Here is a 16,602-nt window from a genome sequence, read left to right on the forward strand (position 1 = left end):
GGTGCGGCCTTGACCCGCCGGGGACCATGGGGAGATGACCGACCGATTCGTGGACGTATCGCTCGACAAGCGCGGTGTGCGCTGCACCGCGGAACTCCTGGACGACCGGGCGCCGGTCACCTGCGAGGCGGTGTGGCAGGCGCTCCCTCTGGGCGGGGACGTGTATCACGCGAAGTACGCCCGCAACGAGATCTACGCCCTGGTTCCGCCCTTCGCCGCACAGGAGCCGCCGCTGGAGAACCCCACCGTCACCCCCATCCCCGGTGACCTCTGCTACTTCGCCTTCTCCGACACCCAGTTGGGCACCGCCTCCCACGGCTACGGCCCGCAGCCCACGCTCCGGGCCGGCCACGGCGTCGTCGACCTCGCCCTCTTCTACGAACGCAACAACCTGCTGCTCAACGGCGATACGGGCTGGGTCCCCGGCATCGTCTGGGGCACCGTCGTCGAAGGTCTCGACCGAATGGCCGACGCGTGCCAGGACCTGTGGCGCGCGGGTGCGGCCGGCGAGACCCTCACGTTCCGGCGGGGCGGGGCACCGGGCTGACCGCCGCCGCCCCGCTCCCGTACAGCGCGTGCGCCGCGCGCAGCACCAGGTCGTCCCGGTGCCGGGCGGCCACCACCTGCACCCCGACCGGCAGCCCGTCCGAGCCCGTCCCGCACGGCACGCTCGCGGCGGGCTGCTGGGTGAGGTTGAAGGGGTACGTGAACGGCGTCCACCCCGTCCAGCGCCGGTGTCCGGACCCCTTCGGCACCTCCGCGCCCGCCTCGAAGGCGGTGACCGGCAGGGTGGGCGTGACCAGCACGTCGTACGTGGAGTGGAAGCGGCCCATGCGCCGGCCGAGATCCATGCGGACGTCGACGGCCGCCAGATAGTCCAGTGCGCTGTACCGCGCCCCGCGCGCCGCGATCTCGCGCAGGCCCGGATCCAGCAGGTCCCGCTGCTCCTTGCCGAAGTGCTGCACCAGCCGTGCGGCCCCGCTGAACCACAGGGTGTGGAAGGACTCCACCGGGTCCGCGAAATCCGGGTCCGCCTCCTCCACGTACGCCCCCAGCTCCGCCAGCTTCCCCACGGCCGCACGCACCGCCGCCGCCACGTCCGGCCGTACCGCCACCTGCCCGCCGAACGACGCCGAGTACGCCACCCGCAGGCCCTTCACCCCGCCGTCGAGGGCCGCCGTCATGCTCCCGCCCGGCGCGAGCTGCGACCAGTCGCGCCAGTCGGGGCCGCTGACGACGTCCATCAGCAGGGCCGCGTCCGCCGCGTCCCGCGTCATCGGGCCCACGTGCGCGAGCGTCCCGAAGGGGCTCGACGGATACAGCGGAACGCGCCCGTACGTCGGCTTCAGCCCGAAGATCCCGCAGAACGACGCCGGGATGCGCACGGATCCCCCGCCGTCCGTACCGAGCGACAGCGGACCCGCCCCGAGCGCCACGGCCGCCGCGCTGCCGCCGCTGGAGCCGCCCGCCGTGCGCGAGGGATCGTACGGATTGCCCGTCACGCCGGACAGCGGTGAGTCGGTGACGCCCTTCCACCCGAACTCGGGTGTGGTCGTCTTGCCGAGGAACACCGCGCCGTGCTCCCGCAGCCGCGCCACCGACGGCGCGTCCTCGTCCCAGCCGCCCCGCGCGCGCGTCGTCCTGGAGCCCCGCAGGGTCGGCCCGCCGCGCATCAGCAGCAGGTCCTTCACGGACACCGGCACCCCGTCGACCAGCCCCAGCGGCTCCTTGCTCCGCCACCGCGCGGCGGACGCCTCGGCCTGTGCGAGCGCCTCGTCGCCGTCGACCCGGACGAAGGCGTTGACGAGGGGCTGTACGGCTTCGATCCGGGCCAGGGCGGCCCGGGTCGCGTCGACGGGGGAGAACTCACCTTTCTCGTACCCGGCCAGCAGTTGACGGGCGGTCAGTGCGCTCAGGTCAGTCATGCATGGGGACGTACCCACGTTTCTTGTCCACCACGTTCGGCAGCGGGTCTCCGGCCGCCCAGATCTCGTACAGTCCGACGAACTGCGCGCCCAGTTCGTCGCGCCAGCCGACCGTGTCGCCACTCATGTGCGGGGACACGATCAGGCCGGGCACGTCCCACAGCGGGCTCCGCGGCGGCAGCGGCTCCTCGCCGAACACATCGAGCGCCGCGCCCGCGATCCGCCCGTTCCGCAGGGCTGCCACGAGAGCGTCCTCCACGACGAGCGGGCCGCGCCCCACGTTGATGAAGCGCGCCGAGGCCGGCATCGCCGCGAAGGCCGCCGCGTCGAACATCCCGCGCGTCGCGTCCGTCAGCGGCGCCGCGCACACCACCCAGTCGGCGCGTGAGAGCAACGGCGTCAGCTCGTGCGCGCCGTGCACGCCGGGGCGCGCGGTCCGGCCGACGAGCGCCGTGACGACGCCCAGGGCCTTCAGCAGCCGGGCGATCTCCCGCCCGATCGGCCCCGAGCCCACGACCACCGCCCTGCTGCCCGCCACCCGCAGGGTCTCGCGGTGGCGCCAGCGTCGCTGCCGCTGGAGCTCCAGGGTGCCGGGAAGGTCCTTGGCCATGGCGATGACCAGGCCCGACACGTACTCGGCGATCGGCAGGTCGAAGATCCCCCGGGCGTTGGTCACCACCGTGTCGGACGCGATCAGCTCCGGGCACATGAGGTGGTCGACACCGGCGCTGGCGGTGTGCACCCAGCGCGGCCGGGGCCCGTCACCGGGCCAGGCGCGGCGTACCGCGTCGGAGGTGAAGTCCCACACCAGCAGTACGTCCGCGAGGGGCAGTTGACGGGCGAGCGTCGACTCGTCACCGTGCAGGATGCGGGCGCGTCCGGTCAGCCGGTCCAGGCGGGGCGGCGGGTCGGCGTCGAGGACGAGAAGGGTCTCCTTGGACATGAGGGCGAAACCCCTTCGGCACGTCTGAGATGTACGGATTGATGTACGGATCGACCACGCTCGCACCCGAACCCACGGTCGTCAACACAGGCATCTGGGGGCCGCATTGGACATCTCCTTCCTCGGCGGACCAAGGCCACAGCGCGGCGTAGGCGTCGTGGCCCCCTTCGACTTCGCGCTCGACCGGGAACTCTGGCGCTGGGTTCCGGACGAGATCTCGCTGCACCTCACCCGCACCCCCTTCGTTCCCGTCGAGGTCAGCCTCGATCTCGCCCGGCTCGTCAGCGAGCACGAGACGCTGCGTGAAGCGGTGCGGGCGCTGTGCGCGGTGGCGCCGGAAGTGATCGCGTACGCCTGTACGTCGGGGAGCTTCGTGGCGGGCGTGGCCGGGGAGCGGGCCATGTGCGAGGCGATGACGCAGGCCGGGGACCTGCCGTCGGTGACGACGTCCGGCGCGCTGCTCGACGCCCTCGCCGGGATGGGGGTGCGGCGGATCGCGCTGGTCACCCCGTACACCGAATCCGTCACCAGTTCGCTGGAGGAATATCTCGCCCAGGCCGGGATAGCGGTCACGGGACGCGCTTTCCTCGGACTGACCAGGCACATCTGGAAAGTCCCCTACCGGGATGTGGTCGACATGGCGAGACAGGCGGTGGTGGGGGCGGCGGACTGCCTCTTCATCAGCTGTACGAACCTGCCGACGTACGACGTGATCCCGCAGCTGGAGGCCGAACTGCGCATGCCCGTGCTGTCCGCGAACCAGGTCACGATGTGGGGCGCGCTGCGGCGGATCGGGGCGTGCGCGGTGGGCCCGTACCAGCGGCTGCTGATCGACGAGGCCGCGCGGGCGCGAGCGCGAGAAGAGTCCCAGCAACAGCGACACGAGGGGTAATGATGACAGCGGTCGGGTTCCTCTATCCGGGGCACTCCGCGGAGGACGACTATCCGCGGATCGAGATGCTGCTGGACAGCGACGTACGGCTGTCCGTCGTGCACACGGACATCGGTGAGGACGCGCACCGCGTCGACGCCCTCCTGGAGATGGGCTCGCCCGCGCGCCTGGCGGCCGGGGTGGAGGAGCTGCGGCTCGCGGGCGCGGAGGCGGTGGTGTGGGCGTGCACGAGCGGAAGCTTCGTCCACGGCCCGGACGGCGCGCGGGACCAGGTCGCGCTGCTGGCGCAGGCGGCCGGACTGCCCGCGTCCAGTACGTCGTTCGCCTTCACACAGGCGGTACGGGACGTGGGCGCCTCCCGGGTCGCGATCGCGGCGACGTACCCGGACGACGTGGCGGCGTACTTCGCCGACTTCCTGAAGGCGGCGGACATCGAGGTGGTCGCGGAGCGCGGCAGCGGCATCCTCACGGCCGCCGAGGTGGGCACGTGGGGCCGGGAGGAGGTCCTGGCGCTGGCCCGCGCGGGCGACCATCCGGACGCGGACGCGGTACTGCTGCCGGACACGGCGCTGCACACGGCGGCGTACCTCCCGGAGCTGGAGGAGGCGCTGGGCAAGCCGGTCCTCACGGCGAACCAGGTCACGGTCTGGGAGGGGCTGCGGCTGGCGGGCCGCCGGGTCCGCGCGAAGCACCTGGGCACGCTCTTCGCGGGCCGCGCGTAGGGCGGCGCGGCGGGTCCCGGGCGGCGTGCGGCGGGTCCCTGGGGCGCCGCCGCGGTCCCGCAGGGCGGCACGCCGAGGGTCCCTGGGCGCCGCCGCGGGAGCTGCTCGGGCCGGCCGGCGCTCGTGGGCACGCCCGGAGGGCGTCCTTACGGTCCGGGGCCCGGGCGGGCCCCGGTCCGGGCAGGGGAAGCCCGCCGCCGGCGAGTCCGGGGTGCCCTCCGCCCCTCGGGGAATAACCGGAGCCACCCTCCTGTTGCCGCCCACGTTGCACGCGACGCACCGCACTACCCAGGAGGACACCGGTGGACGCCATCCGAGGCACGGCGAGCGGAAGCGCGCCCGTACCCCTTTCCGTACTCGACCTGGCCACGGTGGGCAGCGGCACCACCGCCACCGAGGCGCTGCGCACCAGCGTCGCCCTCGCCCGCCGGGCGGAGGCCCGCGGATTCCACCGGTACTGGGTCGCCGAGCACCACTCCATGCCCGGTGTCGCCAGCTCCTCCCCGGCCGTGATCCTCGCCCACATCGCCGCCCACACCGACCGCATCCGCCTCGGCTCGGGCGGCGTCATGCTGCCCAACCACGCGCCGCTGGTCATCGCCGAACAGTTCGGCACCCTCGAAGCGTTCGCCCCCGGCCGCGTCGACCTCGGTCTCGGCCGCGCCCCCGGCACCGACGGCGCCACCGCCGCCGCCCTGCGCCGCACCGACCGCCTGAACGAGGGGGCCGACGACTTCCCGCAGCAGCTCGCCGAGCTGACCCGGTTCCTGGACGACGACTTCCCCGACGGCCACCCGTACGCCCGCATCCACGCGGTCCCCGGTCCCGTCCAGGGCCCCTCCGCCCGCCCGCCGGTCTGGCTGCTCGGCTCGTCCGGTTTCAGCGCCCGCCTCGCCGCCACCCTCGGCCTGCCGTTCGCCTTCGCCCACCACTTCTCGGCGCAGAACACCATCCCTGCGCTCGACCTCTACCGGGAGTCGTTCCGCCCCTCGGCCGTCCTCGACGCCCCGTACGCCCTCATCGGCGTGTCGGCCCTCGCCTCCGACGACGAGAAGGAGGCCCGCCGCCAGGTGCTCACCGGCGCCCTGTCGATGGTCCGCCTGCGCACCGGCCGCCCCGGTCTGATCCCCACGCCGGACGAGGCGGCGGCGTACGAGTTCAGCCCCATGGAGCGGGAGTTCGTCGACAGCTGGCTCGGCAACGTGGTCCACGGCACCCCGGACGCCGTCCGCGCCGGGCTCGACGACCTGGCCAAGCGCACCGGCGCCGACGAGCTGATGATCACGGGCACCGCGCACGGCGCCGACGCCCGCCTGCGCTCGTACGAACTGATCGCCGACGCGTACGGCCTGCCCCGCGCCTGATCACCCCGCCCGACGGTCGCCGTCAGACCCGCTGCGGGCTGACGGCGATCATCGCGGCGATCCGCTCCGGTGTCACCGCGCGCGAGTACAGCCACCCCTGCCCCGTGTCGCACCCGATCCGGCGCAGCCGAGCCGCCTGCCCCGACGTCTCCACGCACTCCGCCGTGACGGTCAGCCCCAGCCGGTGCGCGAGCTGCACCAGCGCCTCGACGATCGTCTCGTCGGCCGGGTTGGCGTGCGCCTCGTCCTGGAAGCCGCGGACGAACGACCCGTCCAGCTTGAGCACCGAGACGGGCAGCCGGCTCAGGTACGCGAGGTTCGAGTAGCCGGTGCCGAAGTCGTCGATGGCGATGTGCACGCCCATGTCGCTCAGTGCCTGAAGGGCCTGGAGCGGCCGTCCCGCCGACCCCATCACGGCCGACTCCGTCAGCTCCAGTTGCAGCAGGTCCGGCGGGAGACCGGTCTCGGCGAGGATGCCGGCGACGTCCGCGACCAGGTCGGAGTCCCAGACCTGGCGTACGGCGACGTTGACGCTGACGAAGATCGGCGGCGTGCCCGGGTGCGCGATCTGCCACTGCCTGGCCTGCCGGCAGGCGGTCCGCAGCACCCAACGGCCGAGCTGGACGATCGAGCCGTCCTCCTCGGCGATGGAGATGAACCGATTCGGCGCCAGCGTCCCGAACTGCGGGTGTTCCCAGCGTACGAGCGCCTCCACCCCTCGTACGCCGCCGCCCTCCAGGTCCACCAGCGGCTGGTACTCCAGCGTGAACTCGCCGCGTTCGACGGCCGGCCGCAGGGTGCTGGACAGGGCCTGGCGGGTCATCCGGTGGGCGTTGCGCTCGGGGTCGAAGAGCGTCCAGCGCGCCTTGCCGTCCGCCTTGGCCCAGTACAGCGTCGTGTCCGCCGCCTGCATCAGGCCGGTCGCCGTGGTGCCGGCCGCGACCCGTTCCACGACGCCGATGGACGCGGACACCGCCAGCCGCTGGCCCGCCAGGTCGAAGGGCTGCTGAAGGGCGGTCAGTACGGCCTGGGCGAGGTCGGCGAGCTGTTCCGTACCGGTGGAGTCCTCGACGAGCAGGGCGAATTCGTCGCCGCCGAGCCGCGCGACCAGGTGACCGCCGGCCCGTGCGTAGCCGTACTGGTCGGCGCACCGGGCCAGCCGCGACGCCACGGCGGTCAGCAGCCGGTCGCCGACGCGGTGGCCGAGCGTGTCGTTGACGGCCTTGAACCCGTCGAGGTCGAGATAGCAGACGCCGATCCGGCCGGTGCCCCCGTCGTCGTACGCCGAATTCTCCAGCGCGGAGGTGAGCCGCTCGAAGAAGAGCGTGCGGTTCGGGAGCCGGGTCACCGGGTCGTGCATCTGGAGGTGGCGGAGCCTGGCCTGGAGTTCCCGCCGGTCGCTGGTGTCCGCGACCGACAGAAGGACGGTCGCCGTGTCCGGTACGGGCGTGACGGTGACCTCGGCCCACAGCGAGCGGCCGTCCGGGTGTTTCAGCCTGCGCGTGCAGCGGAAGCGGGCGCGTCGCCCGGCGAGGACTTCCAGGTAGGCGTGGAAGCTTCGGGCGTCGGCCGCGAGGTCGAGGAGGTCCGCGGCGGACTGCTCGCGCAGCTGGGCGGCGCCGGTGCCCAGGAGTGCGGCGAGGGAGGGGTTGGCGGTGACGACGAGGCCCTCGCGGTCCACGACGGCCATGGCGAGGTGCGCGGCGTTGAAGGCGGCGCGGTAGTCGCGCAGGTCGGAGGCCGGACGCCCCGCGCCGTTACTCCGTGTGACCGGCGGCCGGATCGTGTCGGGGGCTGAACCGGGTCCTTCGAAGGTTCCGCTCACCGCTCGCTCCCGCAGGGCATCGATTCGCTTACAAGGGTCGTCGGGGTCGTCGGCGGGGTGGAGAGCCCCGCACGGGGCTGATTCCACGCAGGAAAGTGTGCCGATCATAGAGGCTGCCGGGAGGGCCGATCCAGCTGCACCACCGTGATGCGAAGCACCCGACGCCCGCGGACGATCGTTTCTGCACAGGTGTGCCTTGCGGTGTTCCTACGTGATCGATTGTGACTTTCCGTGATGTCGTCGGGGTGTCGGCCGCCGTGACCGCCGAGGGGGCGGGTCACTCGTGTGGGGCAGTGGAACAGGGCATACCTGACGAAAACACAACAATGTGGGTGGCGTGCCCCGTATTTCCGTACCCGGAGGTCGACGTGGTCCGCCAGCAGGTCCGCCAGCAGACGCCCGGGGGAGTGGACCCGTCCCGCCGATGCCGGCGCGAGCGCCTGCGCAGTACGGCCGCCGTGTTCACCTCCCTCACGGCGCTCGCCGCCACCTCGCTCGTCGCGGGCCCGGCGGTGGCGGCGCGGGGTGACGAGCCCTGCGTGCTGGCGCGCACCGCGGCGCACCATTCCCTGGGCCTCGACACCTGGAATCCGGCGTACCCGCGGCCCCTGAACACCCTCGACGCGGTCATGATCTTCCTGGCGTTCCCCGACGCGGAGCCCACGACCACCCCCGAGGACCTCGCCGCCGACTACTTCCCGGCCACCAGCGACTTCTTCCGGCAGGCCTCGTACGGCAAGTTCGCACTCCGGCCGCATCCGCAGCGCGAATGGGTCGAGATGCCGCAGGACTCCACGGCGTACGGGATACAACGCGACTGGGAGGCCGGGCGGCGCTCGGCCTACCTGCGCGACGCGGTGGCGGCGGCCGACGAGCGGGTGGACTTCACGCGGTACGACATCGTCTACCTCGTCGCCGACCCGGACGCGCCGGGCGTCGACTCCGACGCGACGAAGGTCGTCAACTTCGACAAGCCGCTGCACGCCGACGGACAGGACATCCGGCGCGTCGTCACCGTCTTCGAGCAGCATCCGCCGGACCGCAATGTGCTCGCCCACGAGACCGGCCACGTCTTCGACCTGCCGGATCTCTACCACCGGCCGGTGGACGGCAAGGGCGACTGGGACACGCACGTCGGTGACTGGGACGTCATGGGCAGCCAGTTCGGGCTCGCCCCGGAACTCTTCGGCTGGCACAAGTGGAAGCTCGGCTGGCTGGACCGGCGGCAGGTGGCCTGCGTGGCGGGGACCGGCGAGACCAGCCTCACACTGCACCCGCTGTCGGCCGAGCGGCCCAGGGGGGCGTCGGGCGGTACGCGCCTCGCGGTCGTACGGACCGGGAAGGGCAGCGTGCTCGCCATCGAGGCGCGCGGGGCGGCGGGCAACGACGAGTCGCTGTGCACGGAGGGCGTACTGATCTACCGGGTACGCAACGGGGCGGCCTCGGGCGGCGGGCCGGTCGAGGTGGTGGACGCCCACCCGGAGACCGACGCGTGCTGGGACCGCTCGGTGTATCCGCCGCTGGCGGACGCGCCGGTACAGGAGGGCGAGACGTTCACGGTGCCCGGCGAGGGGACCCGGGTGGAGGTGGCGGACCGCACGCGGTCGGGCGGGTGGACGGTGCGGATCACGCCGGGTGTGTGAGGCGCGACACGCGTGACGGGCGCCGGGTGCGTGAGCGGCGACAGGGGTGACCGCGGCGGGCCCCGGCGTCGTCCGGGCAACGAAAAGGCCCCCCGCTTCCGCGAGGGGCTTTTCCCGTCTGTGCGCCGCCAGGGACTCGAACCCCGGACCCGCTGATTAAGAGTCAGCTGCTCTAACCAACTGAGCTAGCGGCGCCTGCTGACGTCGTAGACATTAGCACCCGGATCGGCAGGAGGAAAAATCGATATCGAGGGCTCGGCGGGCGGGCGCGGACGGGCCGCCCGTACGCACGCCCAGAGCATCGCCTCGGCGCCCGGCAGCCACGGACGGCGCACGTCGGGGGCCACCAGCCAGCGCGGCCCGCCCCCCGCGTGGGCGGCCGGGGCGCTCAGCGGCGGGACGGTCACGGCGTCCCCGGCGCCGTGGCACAGGACCGGCGGCACGGTCGCCCGGGCGCCCTCGCCGCCGGTGCTTTCCGTACGTCCGGTACGCCCCCACTCCTCCCAGGCGAGCAGCGACGGGAGCCGCTGCGCTGTGCCGGGGCAGGCGAAGAGCAGCATCCGGCCGCGATGCGTGGCGACCGGCCCCGAGCCGGGCCCGTCCTCCCATAACCGGTCCAGCATCCGGCGGCCGAAGACGGCCGGGACGCTCACGACGTCGAACACGGAGCCGCAGGGCAGGACGCCCGGGTCGGTGGGGCGGGACTCCCAGAGCGAGAGCGTGCTGCGCGGATACGCGGCGGCGGAGGCCAGCCAGGCGGCGCCGGCGGCGGTGACCTCGGCGGGGGTGTTGGAGTGCGGGTATGCCGGGATGTCGTGCTGCGTGAGAGCGGTCATGACACCCACATGTACCGGGCGTAGCGGTTCCGTTCCGTAGGGTTGCCGGAAATCGGGACACGGCGGGGCGGCAGGGAGTATCTTGCCGCCGGGCATATGCCAAGAGCCCGTGACCCCGGCGGCGGATCATGGGCTCCCGCGATGTCCGGCCCGGGCTACGGGTTCTTCGGGCCGCGCAGGAGATCGCGGCCGAACTCCACCATCTTCTTGGCGTAGTCCTCGGTCCAGTCCGCGCGCTGCGCGATGTCCGCCGTCGTGAGCCGGTCGAAGCGCCCGGGGTCGGCGAGCTGGGCGGCCGCGATGGCCTGGAACTCGGTGGCCCGGTCGGTCGCCGTCCGGAACGCGAGCGTCAGTTCCGTGGCACGTTCCAGCAGCTCACCGGGGTCTTCCATCGACTCCAGGTCGAAGAAGTGCTCGGGATCGGCGGCTGCCTCCGAAGGCTCGAAGAGCAGCGGCGCGGGGCGCAGCCGCCGCTCGGTCCGCTCGGGTTCCGCCATGGTCGTTCCTTCCCTCTCGCGGCCACGTGTGCTCGATGGCCACCGTCCATTGTCCCGGACCACGCAAGTACGCCTCGGGGCGCGCCCGGTCCGGCAGACCGCGCGCCTCACCCCCGGTAGCGCACGCGGTGTTCCGTCAGGTGCGCCAGGACCGCGTGGTTCGCCTCCCAGCCGTCCGGGAACTTGACCGTGACGCCCAGCTGCACCGGCTCCGTCGAAGGGTGCTGGTCGAGCAGGTCCGCCACCCCCTCCCGGCACACCACCACGCACGCGTGCCGGTGCCGCGAAGCCAGGACGCACAGCCGGCCCGTCTCCAGGTGGAACGCCGTCGCGTCGGGCCGCCCCGACAACGGATGCAGCACCACCGTCACGTCGAACTCGCGGCCCTGGAGGCGGTTCGCCGTGTCCACCGCGACCCCCGTGACGCCGAGGCCGGCCAGCGCCGCCCGGACCGCCGCCGCCTGGTCGCGGTGGGCCGTGCCGACCGCCACCCGGTCCGCCGTGAGCGGGACCGGGTCCGGGGAGCGCTCGCTGACCGCCGCGCCGCCCCGGTCCAGCAGGCGGCGTACGACCTGGGCGACCGCCCCCACCGCCTCCGGGTCCGTGCGCGGGGTGTGGCGGGCGGGCAGCTCCAGGAGCCCCCAGCCCGAAGCGGCCGCCTCGTCCAGCACCCGGTCGGGGCCCGAGCCGTCGGACGGGACGCCGAAGGACAGCCGCCGGTCGCCGTGGTCCGTGCCGCTGCGGAAGGGCGTGTACGGGTAGAACGCGTCCGAGACCAGCGGCGCGGCCGACGCCGGGAGCCGCCAGGACACCGGCAGGCGGTGCTGCGGGAGTTCGGGGTTGTGGGCCAGCAGCGTCGAGACCGCGCTGGCCGACGGGTCGTACGACAGCCCGGCCCACTGGTCGGCGCCGACAATGGAGAACGGGTCCAGCTGACCCGGGTCGCCGACGAACAGCGCCCGCTCGAAGAGCCCGGCCACGGCGAGCAGCGCGTCCGAACGCATCTGGTACGCCTCGTCGACGATCGCGTGCGTCCACGGCTCCGTGGTCTTCACATGGGCCCACTTCGCGGCCGTCGAGATGACGACACCCAGACCCGCGAGGTCGGCGGCCTTCGAGGACTTCCGTACGTGTCCCAGGTCGTCGAGGGCCTTGTCGTACGGGTCGGTGTCACTGCTGTGGAGCCGGCCGACCGGGAGGTCAGGTGCTTTCTCCGCGAGCCGCAGGACCAGGTCGTCGACCTGGGCGTTGGTCTGCGCGATCACCATCAACGGGCGCCCGGCTCCGGCCAGTTCGAGCGCGGCCCGTACCACGAGCGTCGACTTGCCCGCGCCGGGCGGCGAATCGACGACGACGCCGCGGTGCGTGCCGTGCAGCGTGTCGTGGAGGATCGCCGCCGTCGCCCGGCCGGCCTCGGCGCCGGGGTCGAAGGCCGGAGCTCCGGCGGAGAGGGGCCGGTTCACAGAATGTCCTCCGGGGTCACGGGGTCGGGACGCTCGGCGCCCGCGCCCGGTGGGCCGCCGTGGGTCCATGGGGTGGCTTCCGGGTCGGGGAGCTGCGGGCCCCCGCGCTGGTCGTGCTCGAAGAGGGTCCAGCAGACGGGCTCGCCCTTCTCCGGTACGGACCCCGGCGCCGGTTCCTTGCCGCGGCCCATCTTGTCCGTGATCCGCAGCACCAGGACGCCGGCCTCCTCCTCGTACCGTACGAACTCAGCCGTCTGCGGCCTGCCGTCCAGCGAGCGGTAGACCTTCGTGCGCTCGCCCAGGTGCGGGGCGTCGTCGGTCCGTACCGTGACCAGGGGGCGGGGGCTCGGCCGTTTGCCCTCGCTCATGGTCATCTCCACGTCCAGCACCTCGCCGGCGAACGCCTCGCCCGAGAGCCGCCGTCCGGCCATCACCAGCGGGTCGTCGAGCGCCTCCTGCGCCTCCAGCTGTGCCTGCGCGCTCTCGCGCGAGGCGAGCTTCTGCGCGGCGGTCACCGCGTCGTCGCGCCGGGGCTGCGGCGGCTCCCCGGCCCGTACGCGGTCGCGGTGGCCGGTGTACGACCACCGGTCGCGCGTCCAGCGGTCCGCCGCCCGCTCGCCCTCCGGCAGCTCCCTCAACAGGTCGAGTGCGCGCCACACCGCGTCCCAGGTGGGCCGCATCTGCGCGGCGAGCAGTTCGCGGATGTGCCGCTCGGCCCGGCTCAGTTCGCCGAGGTGCGCGTCCGCCGCGAGGCCGTCCTCGGCGGCGGCGAGCGCCTTGCGGGCCAGGTCGTAGCGGTCGATGGCGGGGGCCAGCAGCTTGTTGTCGAACGCCGGGTCGGTCGCCGGGCCGGCCGGCGGGCACACCAGCTGCCCGCCCCGGTCCCGCTCCAGCTCCGCCCGCAGCGCCGCCTCGGCACCGGACCCGCCCGCCGGGCCGTCCGGGTCGATCCAGGCGAGCAGGGCGCCCAGGTGCTGGTCCTCCAGGCTCGACTGCCCGGTCGCCCAGTGGCGGCCCAGCAGGTCCGTGGCCGCCAGAAGGAGCGAGGACCCGGGCACCCGGGCGCGCTCGCCGAAGTGCGTCAGCCAGCGCCCGAGCAGCGGGATGTGCGGCGGCGCGGGATAGGGCGTGTCCGGATCCTGCTCGGCCGTCCGCCGGAAGCGCGTCGAACGCCCGAGGAGCCGTACGTACTCGATGCCCGCCCGGCTCGGCACGATCAGCTGCGGTGCGTCCGCGCACAGTTCGACCTCGACCTTGACCCGCTTGCCGGTCCCGGGGTCGGTCTCGTTGCGCTCGGCCGCCTCGACGTCGTCGCCGTACCCGTCGATATACGGCAGGACGGAATCGGCCAGTTCGGCGAGGAAGGCGAAGCGCAGGTCGCGGTCGCGCGGCTGCGTCACGGCGAGCAGCCGCGGCGCGTCCCGGTCGGTCCCCACGAGCGCGCCGAGCGGCGCGCCCGCCTCGCCCGCGGTGGTCAGCGGCACGAAGACCATCGGCCGCCCGGACAGGTGGCGGTGCCGGACGGTGGCCAGCGGCTGGGCCCGTCCGCTGCGCACGGCGTCGAGCCGCGCCAGCGTACTGATCAGCGACATGCGGCCTCCTCCGGCGCGAGGGGCGACGGCGCGACGGAGGACGGCGCGACGGAGGACGATGCCGCCCCGCCGGTTGTCCCCGCCAGGGCGAGTGCCTGCGCCCGCAGCGCCGCAGCCCGGCGCAGCGCGGCCACCGCCGGATCGGCCGGGTCGCCGGCCGCGCCCTCCGCCGCCGCCAGGACCTCACCGACCGTCGTCAGCCCGCCGAGCTCCCCGCGCACACTGCGGCCCAGCGCCTCCACCGCGCCCGCCGCCCGCGCCTTCGCGCGGCAGTGGAACGCCAGCTCGCACGCGGCCAGGCATTCGGGGGCGTACGCCGCGTCGACCGATTCGACCGCCGCCGCCAGCTCCTCCGCCGGGCGGTCCACGTCGAAGGTCGTGCCCTCGGGGAGCGCGGCGGCCAGGTCCTCGATCCGGGTCAGCCGGTCGAGCTGGCGCCGGGTCACCGACCGCTGCTTGCGTACGTCGACGACCGAGGCCGCCGGCAGGTTCGAGAAGTCCTTGGGGCAGACCAGCAGTACCGAATGCCCGACCCGCGCGCCCGTCACCTTCGCCGCGACCCGCTCCAGCGCCAGGACGTACACCGCGGCCTGGCGGGCCGCCGCGCCGACCTTCGCCGCGTCCGCCGAGTCGTCGATCATCGGGAACGACTTGATCTCGACGACCGTCCAGTGCCCGTCCGGGTGCACCACCACCGCGTCCGGCTCCAGGTACGCGGGGGAGCCCGCCACCTCCAGGGCCAGCATCGGGTGGTCCAGCAGCGTCCAGGCGGCGGCCGCCGTCGCCTCGCGCAGCGCCAGCGCCGTACGGGCCGCCCGGCCCTCCGGCCCGGCCGCCGCCAGGTCGGGTACGCGCGTCTCGCCGGGGACGGGCGGCTCGGCACCGGCGCCCGTGCGGGCGTACAGCAGCCGCATCAGCTCCGTACCGCCGTCGGCCTTGACCCGGGCCTCGAAGGCATTGCCCCGCATGAACGCGAACTGCGACTGCCCGAACGCGGCAGGCGATCCGAGCGCCGTCGCGAGCGCCGCCTTGTTCACCCCGGCCCCGTCGAGCAGCGCGCGGCGCTTGCAGCCCGGATTGGCGGCGAGCGCCGCCAGCGCACGCGCGTCCAGCGGCTGCGGCGCGACGGACGGTCCGCGCAGCTCAGCGAGCCGCTGCCGGAGCGCCGTCGCCGGCGCCGGCGTCGGCGTCGGTGGCGCCGCCTGCGGGGGCACTCGCGGAGGTGTGGGTACGGGTCCGCTGCCCAGGGATTCGCTCACCCTCGGAAGTCTCGCATCCGGTACTGACAATGCCGGTGGCGATCGCCGATCCGGCCGCGCCCCGTCCGGGCCCGAAGCGCTCCCGCACCCGGTCCGCACCTCGTATGAACGGCCTGGTGAGGGCGGCTCCGAGACCCATCACCGCGGCCCCGGCGACCGCGTCGAGGAAGTAGTGGTTGGCGGTACCCATCACCACGAAAGTGGTCAGCAGGGGGTACGCGACGCCGAGCGTCCTCATCAGCGGCGTACGCCCGTGCCGCCACAGCATCACCCCGCACCACAGCGCCCAGCCCACGTGCAGGCTCGGCATCGCGGCGTACTGGTTGGTCATGCCGCCGAGACCGCGCGGCGCGCTCGCCTCGGCGCCCCACCAGCCGTACACGCTGTACTGCGCCATCGTGTCGACGAAGCCGTGCCCGGCGTCGAGGAGGCGCGGCGGGCAGGTCGGCGCGAACGTGAAGCCGACGAGGCCGAGGAGGGTCGAGAGCATCAGCCAGGTGCGCGCGGCCCGGTAGCGGGCGGTCCGCCGCCGGAAGAGCCAGACGAGGATCGCCGGGGTGACGAGGTAGTGCAGCGACGCGTACGCGAAGTCGGCGGGTATCCCGAGCCAGGAGTGTTCGGTGAACAGCCGGTTGAGGGGATGTTCGGCGTTCAGCCGCAGGAGCTTCTCGGCACGCAGTATCGACAGCCCGTTCTCGACCGCCGCCGCCTCGCCGCCGCGAACGAACAGCCGCCCGCCCGTGTAGGCGGCGTAGACCACCACGACGAGCAGCAGCTCGGTCCACCAGCGGGGTCTTCTGCGGGGCGCGGTGTCCTGCATCCGGACGCTCTCCATTTGTCTGATGTGCGGCCTACGGGCTGACTGGCCACCCTTTCAACCGTACGGTGTACGAGAACAACTGTGCGCACCGGGTGCGCGAGTAGGTGGACGTGGAAAATGCCCCGGAGGTTGCCCCTGGGCCCGGTGCGCGATGATGGTGCGGGCGGTTCGCCCCGCCCGCACCACGCACGCTTCGCACGTCCAGGGAGACATCGTCATGGCACCGCGCATCCTGCTGGCCCGGCACGGACAGACGGAGTGGTCCCTCTCCGGGAAGCACACCGGCAGGACCGACATCCCCCTGCTCGACGAGGGCCGCCGCGGCGCGAAACTCCTCGGCGAGCGCCTGCACCGGGCGCCGCTCGACGGCCTCCCGGACGCCGAGGTGCGCACCAGCCCCCTGCGGCGGGCGAGCGAGACCTGCGCCATCGCCGGGTTCGCCGACCGCGCGCAGGAGTGGGACGCGCTGATGGAGTGGGACTACGGGGCGTACGAGGGCATGACGCCGGCCGAGATCAAGGAGCGGCAGGCCGACTGGTTCATCTGGCGCGACGGGGTGCCGGACGGTGAGACGCTCCAGCAGCTCTCGGACCGCGCGGACGAGGTCATCGCCTGGGCGCACTCGGCCGACCGCGACGCGCTGATCTTCGCGCACGGCCACATCCTGCGCGCGCTGGGCGCCCGCTGGCTCGGCCTGGACGTGTCGTTCGCCGCCCGCATCCGGCTGGACCCGACGTCCCTGTCCGTCCTCGGCTGGGCGTACGGCGACCCGGCGATCGAGCGCTGGAACGACACGGGCCACCTCACGGCCTGACCCGCGC

15 protein-coding genes and 1 tRNA gene are annotated in these 16,602 nt (G+C 73.7%); 6 read left to right on the forward strand and 10 right to left on the reverse strand.

From position 1 onward, the window contains the following. Positions 1 to 34: 34 nt before the first annotated feature. On the forward strand, positions 35 to 547 hold the full coding sequence (locus AS594_RS21935) for a DUF3830 family protein (RefSeq protein WP_069935277.1): 513 nt from the start codon (positions 35 to 37) through the stop codon (positions 545 to 547). Here the strand turns inward: AS594_RS21935 and AS594_RS21940 are convergent. Both AS594_RS21940 and AS594_RS21945 read right to left on the reverse strand, forming a co-directional pair. After that, positions 516 to 1,925, reverse strand: coding sequence for an amidase (locus AS594_RS21940; protein WP_069935278.1), 1,410 nt, complete (start codon positions 1,923 to 1,925; stop codon positions 516 to 518). The genes AS594_RS21935 and AS594_RS21940 overlap by 32 nt on opposite strands. Continuing rightward, positions 1,918 to 2,868 carry a D-2-hydroxyacid dehydrogenase gene (locus AS594_RS21945; protein WP_069935279.1) on the reverse strand — a complete coding sequence of 317 codons (951 nt, stop codon included), beginning with the start codon at positions 2,866 to 2,868 and terminating at the stop codon, positions 1,918 to 1,920. The genes AS594_RS21940 and AS594_RS21945 overlap by 8 nt, the downstream gene beginning before the upstream one ends. A gap of 106 nt (positions 2,869 to 2,974) precedes the next feature. On the opposite strand from AS594_RS21945, the gene AS594_RS21950 reads away from it, so the two are divergent. The 3 genes from AS594_RS21950 (at position 2,975) to AS594_RS21960 (ending at position 5,846) form a co-directional block, all read left to right on the forward strand. After that, positions 2,975 to 3,760, forward strand: coding sequence for a maleate cis-trans isomerase family protein (locus tag AS594_RS21950; protein WP_206281718.1), 786 nt, complete (start codon positions 2,975 to 2,977; stop codon positions 3,758 to 3,760). Positions 3,761 to 3,762: 2 nt separating this feature from the next. Continuing rightward, a complete protein-coding gene (locus tag AS594_RS21955; protein WP_069928642.1) occupies positions 3,763 to 4,482 on the forward strand; it encodes a maleate cis-trans isomerase family protein in 720 nt (239 codons plus the stop codon). 302 nt (positions 4,483 to 4,784) lie between these two features. Beyond that, a complete protein-coding gene (locus AS594_RS21960) occupies positions 4,785 to 5,846 on the forward strand; it encodes an LLM class flavin-dependent oxidoreductase (RefSeq protein WP_069928643.1) in 1,062 nt (353 codons plus the stop codon). A gap of 22 nt (positions 5,847 to 5,868) precedes the next feature. Here the strand turns inward: AS594_RS21960 and AS594_RS21965 are convergent, their stop codons facing one another. After that, positions 5,869 to 7,671: a putative bifunctional diguanylate cyclase/phosphodiesterase gene (locus AS594_RS21965; RefSeq protein WP_069935281.1), complete on the reverse strand. Its 1,803-nt coding sequence runs from the start codon at positions 7,669 to 7,671 to the stop codon at positions 5,869 to 5,871. Between the two features lie 326 nt (positions 7,672 to 7,997). Between AS594_RS21965 and AS594_RS21970 the strand changes: the two genes are divergently transcribed. Continuing rightward, positions 7,998 to 9,314 carry a M6 family metalloprotease domain-containing protein gene (locus AS594_RS21970; RefSeq protein WP_079148728.1) on the forward strand — a complete coding sequence of 439 codons (1,317 nt, stop codon included), beginning with the start codon at positions 7,998 to 8,000 and terminating at the stop codon, positions 9,312 to 9,314. Between the two features lie 121 nt (positions 9,315 to 9,435). On the opposite strand, the gene AS594_RS21975 is transcribed toward AS594_RS21970, so the two are convergent. The 7 genes from AS594_RS21975 to AS594_RS41210 all read right to left on the reverse strand — a co-directional run bounded on the left by AS594_RS21975 (position 9,436) and on the right by AS594_RS41210 (position 15,796). Then, positions 9,436 to 9,509: transfer RNA gene (locus AS594_RS21975), tRNA-Lys, on the reverse strand. Further along, positions 9,500 to 10,150 carry a hypothetical protein gene (locus AS594_RS21980; protein WP_069935282.1) on the reverse strand — a complete coding sequence of 217 codons (651 nt, stop codon included), beginning with the start codon at positions 10,148 to 10,150 and terminating at the stop codon, positions 9,500 to 9,502. The genes AS594_RS21975 and AS594_RS21980 overlap by 10 nt, the downstream gene beginning before the upstream one ends. Before the next feature lie 155 nt (positions 10,151 to 10,305). Beyond that, positions 10,306 to 10,647 carry a hypothetical protein gene (locus AS594_RS21985; protein ID WP_069928646.1) on the reverse strand — a complete coding sequence of 114 codons (342 nt, stop codon included), beginning with the start codon at positions 10,645 to 10,647 and terminating at the stop codon, positions 10,306 to 10,308. A gap of 107 nt (positions 10,648 to 10,754) precedes the next feature. Beyond that, positions 10,755 to 12,110: an AAA family ATPase gene (locus tag AS594_RS21990; RefSeq protein ID WP_069935283.1), complete on the reverse strand. Its 1,356-nt coding sequence runs from the start codon at positions 12,108 to 12,110 to the stop codon at positions 10,755 to 10,757. After that, complete coding sequence (locus AS594_RS21995; RefSeq protein WP_069935284.1) at positions 12,107 to 13,702, reverse strand: hypothetical protein; 1,596 nt, start codon at positions 13,700 to 13,702, stop codon at positions 12,107 to 12,109. The genes AS594_RS21990 and AS594_RS21995 overlap by 4 nt, the downstream gene beginning before the upstream one ends. Continuing rightward, on the reverse strand, positions 13,693 to 14,961 hold the full coding sequence (locus AS594_RS22000; protein ID WP_069935285.1) for a hypothetical protein: 1,269 nt from the start codon (positions 14,959 to 14,961) through the stop codon (positions 13,693 to 13,695). The genes AS594_RS21995 and AS594_RS22000 overlap by 10 nt, the downstream gene beginning before the upstream one ends. Further along, on the reverse strand, positions 14,846 to 15,796 hold the full coding sequence (locus AS594_RS41210) for a phosphatase PAP2 family protein (protein WP_079148730.1): 951 nt from the start codon (positions 15,794 to 15,796) through the stop codon (positions 14,846 to 14,848). Before AS594_RS41210 ends, AS594_RS22000 begins: the two co-directional genes overlap by 116 nt. A gap of 202 nt (positions 15,797 to 15,998) precedes the next feature. On the opposite strand from AS594_RS41210, the gene AS594_RS22005 reads away from it, so the two are divergent. Next, positions 15,999 to 16,595, forward strand: a complete 597-nt coding sequence (locus AS594_RS22005; protein WP_069935965.1) for a histidine phosphatase family protein — start codon at positions 15,999 to 16,001, stop codon at positions 16,593 to 16,595. Positions 16,596 to 16,602: the final 7 nt, after the last annotated feature.

This window comes from Streptomyces agglomeratus, assembly GCF_001746415.1.
Taxonomy (GTDB): domain Bacteria; phylum Actinomycetota; class Actinomycetes; order Streptomycetales; family Streptomycetaceae; genus Streptomyces; species Streptomyces agglomeratus.

What these genes read in the sequence shown, in the direction of transcription:
- AS594_RS21985 (WP_069928646.1), bottom strand. Translation starts at nt 10,647, where the DNA reads ATGGCGGAACCCGAGCGGACCGAGCGGCGGCTGCGCCCCGCGCCGCTG.
- AS594_RS21955 (WP_069928642.1), top strand. Translation starts at nt 3,763, where the DNA reads ATGACAGCGGTCGGGTTCCTCTATCCGGGGCACTCCGCGGAGGACGAC.
- AS594_RS21945 (WP_069935279.1), bottom strand. Translation starts at nt 2,868, where the DNA reads ATGTCCAAGGAGACCCTTCTCGTCCTCGACGCCGACCCGCCGCCCCGC.
- AS594_RS41210 (WP_079148730.1), bottom strand. Translation starts at nt 15,796, where the DNA reads ATGGAGAGCGTCCGGATGCAGGACACCGCGCCCCGCAGAAGACCCCGC.
- AS594_RS21995 (WP_069935284.1), bottom strand. Translation starts at nt 13,702, where the DNA reads ATGTCGCTGATCAGTACGCTGGCGCGGCTCGACGCCGTGCGCAGCGGA.
- AS594_RS21970 (WP_079148728.1), top strand. Translation starts at nt 7,998, where the DNA reads ATGTGGGTGGCGTGCCCCGTATTTCCGTACCCGGAGGTCGACGTGGTC.
- AS594_RS22005 (WP_069935965.1), top strand. Translation starts at nt 15,999, where the DNA reads ATGGCACCGCGCATCCTGCTGGCCCGGCACGGACAGACGGAGTGGTCC.
- AS594_RS21940 (WP_069935278.1), bottom strand. Translation starts at nt 1,925, where the DNA reads ATGACTGACCTGAGCGCACTGACCGCCCGTCAACTGCTGGCCGGGTAC.
- AS594_RS21980 (WP_069935282.1), bottom strand. Translation starts at nt 10,150, where the DNA reads ATGACCGCTCTCACGCAGCACGACATCCCGGCATACCCGCACTCCAAC.
- AS594_RS21935 (WP_069935277.1), top strand. Translation starts at nt 35, where the DNA reads ATGACCGACCGATTCGTGGACGTATCGCTCGACAAGCGCGGTGTGCGC.